The organism is Rhizobium sp. P2_G2, assembly GCF_056403555.1.
This window is the reverse complement of the sequence record NZ_JBFUFF010000231.1, coordinates 1-3,079: the sequence shown is the minus strand read 5'-3', so window position 1 is coordinate 3,079 and position 3,079 is coordinate 1. Positions and strand designations below refer to the sequence as shown.

The following is a 3,079-nucleotide window of genomic DNA, read 5'->3' as shown; positions in this document are numbered from 1 at the left end:
CCATGGGGCTGGCGTCGGGACTCTGCCGCTATACACTGAATTTACAGAATGATTCGAAGCGGATGACGCAAGTTCCGGGCAGGTTTTGAAGCTTAGTTTGCCCTTGTCGGTTCGCGGATCAGTCCAGGAAAGTTCCCGGTCCCCTTGCCGGTCGCATCAGCCCTTCGGCTGGCGCGGGCGCTTTGGGATTCCTCATATCAGGTGCTGCATGAGCCTTTTTGACGTCAAAGCCGAACGCCAGTCCCATCCGGTGGACACGATCGAGTTCGTTGCCGACAGCAACGACTGGGCCTTTGACCGTCCGGCCGATGACGAGATCGCCATGACAGTCGAGGGCAAATGGTCCGACTATCATGTCTCCTTCGCCTGGATGGAGGAGTTCGAGCAGATGCATTTTTCCTGCGCCTTCGATCTCAAAATCCCGGAGGCGCGGCTTGCCGAAGTGCACAAGCTGGTGATGCATATCAACGGCGATGTGCTGATGGGCCATTTCGATGTCTGGCCGCGTGCCGACATGGTGATCTTCCGCCATACGCTGCTGCTCGCCGGCGGTCTGGAGCCGACCGGGAGGCAGGTGGAAAGCCTGCTATCGCAAGCGCTCGATACCTGCGAAGCATACTACCAGGCTTTCCAATTCGTCGTCTGGTCCAGCATGAGTGCGCAAGGCGCGATCGCTGCGGTGATGTTCGAAACCGTTGGTGAGGCATGATCCCGGCGCTCTCCGGCCCTATCGTTCTTATCGGTGCGGGCAATATGGGTGGCGCCATGGCGCTTGGCTGGGTGAAGAACGGCATCGATCCGGCGTCGATCATCGCCGCAGACCCCAATCCTCCTGAAGCAATGAAGGCGCGGCTTGCTGAAGCCGGTGTGCGTTTCGTTGTCACGGCGCCGGAAGGCGTCGTCGCTGGCGTGATCTTCGTGGCGGTCAAGCCGCAGGTGATGGCCGAGGTGCTGCCGGCTTACAAGGCTTTGATCGGGCCTGAGACCATCGTCGTCTCGATCGCCGCGGGCAAGACGCTTGCCTTCCTGGAAGAGCATCTTGGCGAAGCGGCAATGGTGCGCGCCATGCCGAACACGCCGGCCATGATCGGCCGCGGGGTCACCGGCGCCTTTGCCAATCGCCGCGTGACATCAGCCCAGCACAAGCTTGTCGATGCAATGTTAAGCGTATCGGGACCGGTCGAATGGGTAGAGGACGAGGCTCTCATCGATGCGGTCACGGCGGTTTCGGGCTCCGGCCCGGCCTATGTCTTCTATCTCGTCGAGTGCATGGCAGAGGCAGGCCATAAATTGGGCCTGCCGGCGGACCTCGCCATGCGGCTCGCGCGGGCTACGGTGTCGGGCGCTGGTGAATTGCTTCATCAGTCGCTCGGCGCGCCGTCCGAACTGCGCAAGAATGTTACTTCTCCTGGCGGCACGACGGCTGCGGCACTTTCTGTGCTGATGGCGGAAGATGGCATGCAGCCGCTGTTCGATGCAGCGATCAAAGCTGCGCGCGACCGCGCTGAAGAGCTGGCGAAATAGCGATGTCGGAAACCATTTCTTATGCCGATTTCGAGCGTGTCGATATTCGTATCGGTACGGTGGTCGAGGCCAATCCCTTCCCCGAAGCACGCAAGCCGGCGATCAAGCTCGTGATCGATTTCGGACCGGAGGTCGGCGTCAAGAAATCGTCGGCGCAGATTACGGTGCATTACACGCCAGAAGCGCTGATTGGCCGGCAGGTGCTGGCGGTGGTCAATTTTCCGCCGCGGCAGATCGGTCCCTTTCGTTCCGAGGTTCTGACGCTCGGTTTCGAAGACGAGAACGGCGCCATCGTGCTCGCCCAGCCGGAGCGCGCTGTCCCCAACGGCAAGAAGATGATGTAACTGATCCGTCACGACGGTGACTCATTTTACCCGAATTGCTGCAGTAGATTCGGATGTCGGTGATTTGGGGAGACGGGGGCTATGCCACTCAGCGCTATTCATGAGCGTTTTCGCGTATCGTGCCTGCCAAGGGCTGCGGAAGTCGCCGAACGCTGGCAGGCGACGCATGTCGTGTCGCTGATCGATCCCGGCATTGCTGACGAACATGTACCGGTGATCCGCAACGCCGAGCATATCGTCGCCCGGCTGCGTGACCAGGAGAACTCGGTCGATACCACCCATTTTCCCGACATTGTCGGCAGCCTGTTCGACACCGTGCGTCCGGCGATCGAAAGCCCGCGGTCGCGCATTCTCGTACATTGCCATGCCGGCATTTCACGCTCGACGGCCTTCTGCTATGCGATGATCGCCCACCGAGCCGGGCCGGGGCTGGAAGAACAGGCTTTCGGCGCCTTCCTCTCCATCGTCAACAAGCCCTGGCCGAACCGCCGCATCATCGAAATCCTCGATGCCACCTGGGGCAGGGGAGGCGCGCTGCTGGCGCCGCTCGACGCCATGCGCGCCCGCTATCCACGCCGCATGGAGGCGTTGCACCGCTTCAACATCAAGCGGAAGTTCTTTGAACTGGTGCCGTGCGAAATTTACGGGCGTTGAGCGGATAAGTCGATTGGAACGCGTTTAAACCGGCACTCTGACCGTCGCCCTCAACCCACCCAGCGGGCTATCCGACAGCGTGACATTGCCGCCATGGCCGCGGGCGATGTCGCGGACGATGGCGAGGCCCAGGCCCGTGCCGGAGGCGTCGAGGTTGCGGGCTTCGTCGAGCCGGAAGAAGGGCTTGAACACTTCCTCCCGCATCGCTTCCGGAATACCGGGACCATCATCCTCGACGATGATGGTGAGGAATTTCTTGGAATTGCGTGCCTCGATGCGGATATTTTCCCTGGCATGCCGCCAGGCATTGGCCGTCAGGTTGGTGACCAGTCGGGTGAACGCATTCGGACGCACCGTCACACTGCTCTGTCCTTCGATCGAGGCGGTCAGCATCTTGCCATGCAGCGCCGCACTCTGCTCGAGCTGGGTGAACAGCTGGTAGAGGTCGAGTTCGCCCTGGTGCTCTTCGGTCTGGCCGCGGGCGAAATCGAGGTAGCCTTCGAGCATGGAATTCATGTCGTCGACGTCACGGTTCAGCCCGTCGAGGTCTTTTGGGC

The 3,079-nt window shown here is 61.1% G+C and carries 5 protein-coding genes; 4 read left to right on the top strand and 1 reads right to left on the bottom strand.

Annotated elements, in window-relative coordinates; all coding sequences use genetic code 11:
• Positions 1 to 208: 208 nt before the first annotated feature.
• The 4 genes from AC1D06_RS42290 (at position 209) to AC1D06_RS42275 (ending at position 2,522) form a co-directional block, all read left to right on the top strand.
• Positions 209 to 709 carry a type III secretion system chaperone family protein gene (locus tag AC1D06_RS42290; RefSeq protein WP_477875630.1) on the top strand — a complete coding sequence of 167 codons (501 nt, stop codon included), beginning with the start codon at positions 209 to 211 and terminating at the stop codon, positions 707 to 709.
• Positions 706 to 1,524, top strand: coding sequence for a pyrroline-5-carboxylate reductase (gene proC, locus AC1D06_RS42285; protein WP_477875631.1), 819 nt, complete (start codon positions 706 to 708; stop codon positions 1,522 to 1,524). The genes AC1D06_RS42290 and proC overlap by 4 nt, the downstream gene beginning before the upstream one ends.
• Positions 1,525 to 1,526: 2 nt before the next feature.
• On the top strand, positions 1,527 to 1,868 hold the full coding sequence (locus AC1D06_RS42280; protein ID WP_477875632.1) for a tRNA-binding protein: 342 nt from the start codon (positions 1,527 to 1,529) through the stop codon (positions 1,866 to 1,868).
• Positions 1,869 to 1,949: 81 nt separating this feature from the next.
• Positions 1,950 to 2,522: a protein tyrosine phosphatase gene (locus tag AC1D06_RS42275; protein ID WP_477875633.1), complete on the top strand. Its 573-nt coding sequence runs from the start codon at positions 1,950 to 1,952 to the stop codon at positions 2,520 to 2,522.
• Between the two features lie 24 nt (positions 2,523 to 2,546).
• Here the strand turns inward: AC1D06_RS42275 and AC1D06_RS42270 are convergent.
• A partial coding sequence (locus AC1D06_RS42270; protein ID WP_477991508.1) for a sensor histidine kinase occupies positions 2,547 to 3,079 on the bottom strand: 533 nt, incomplete at its 5' end.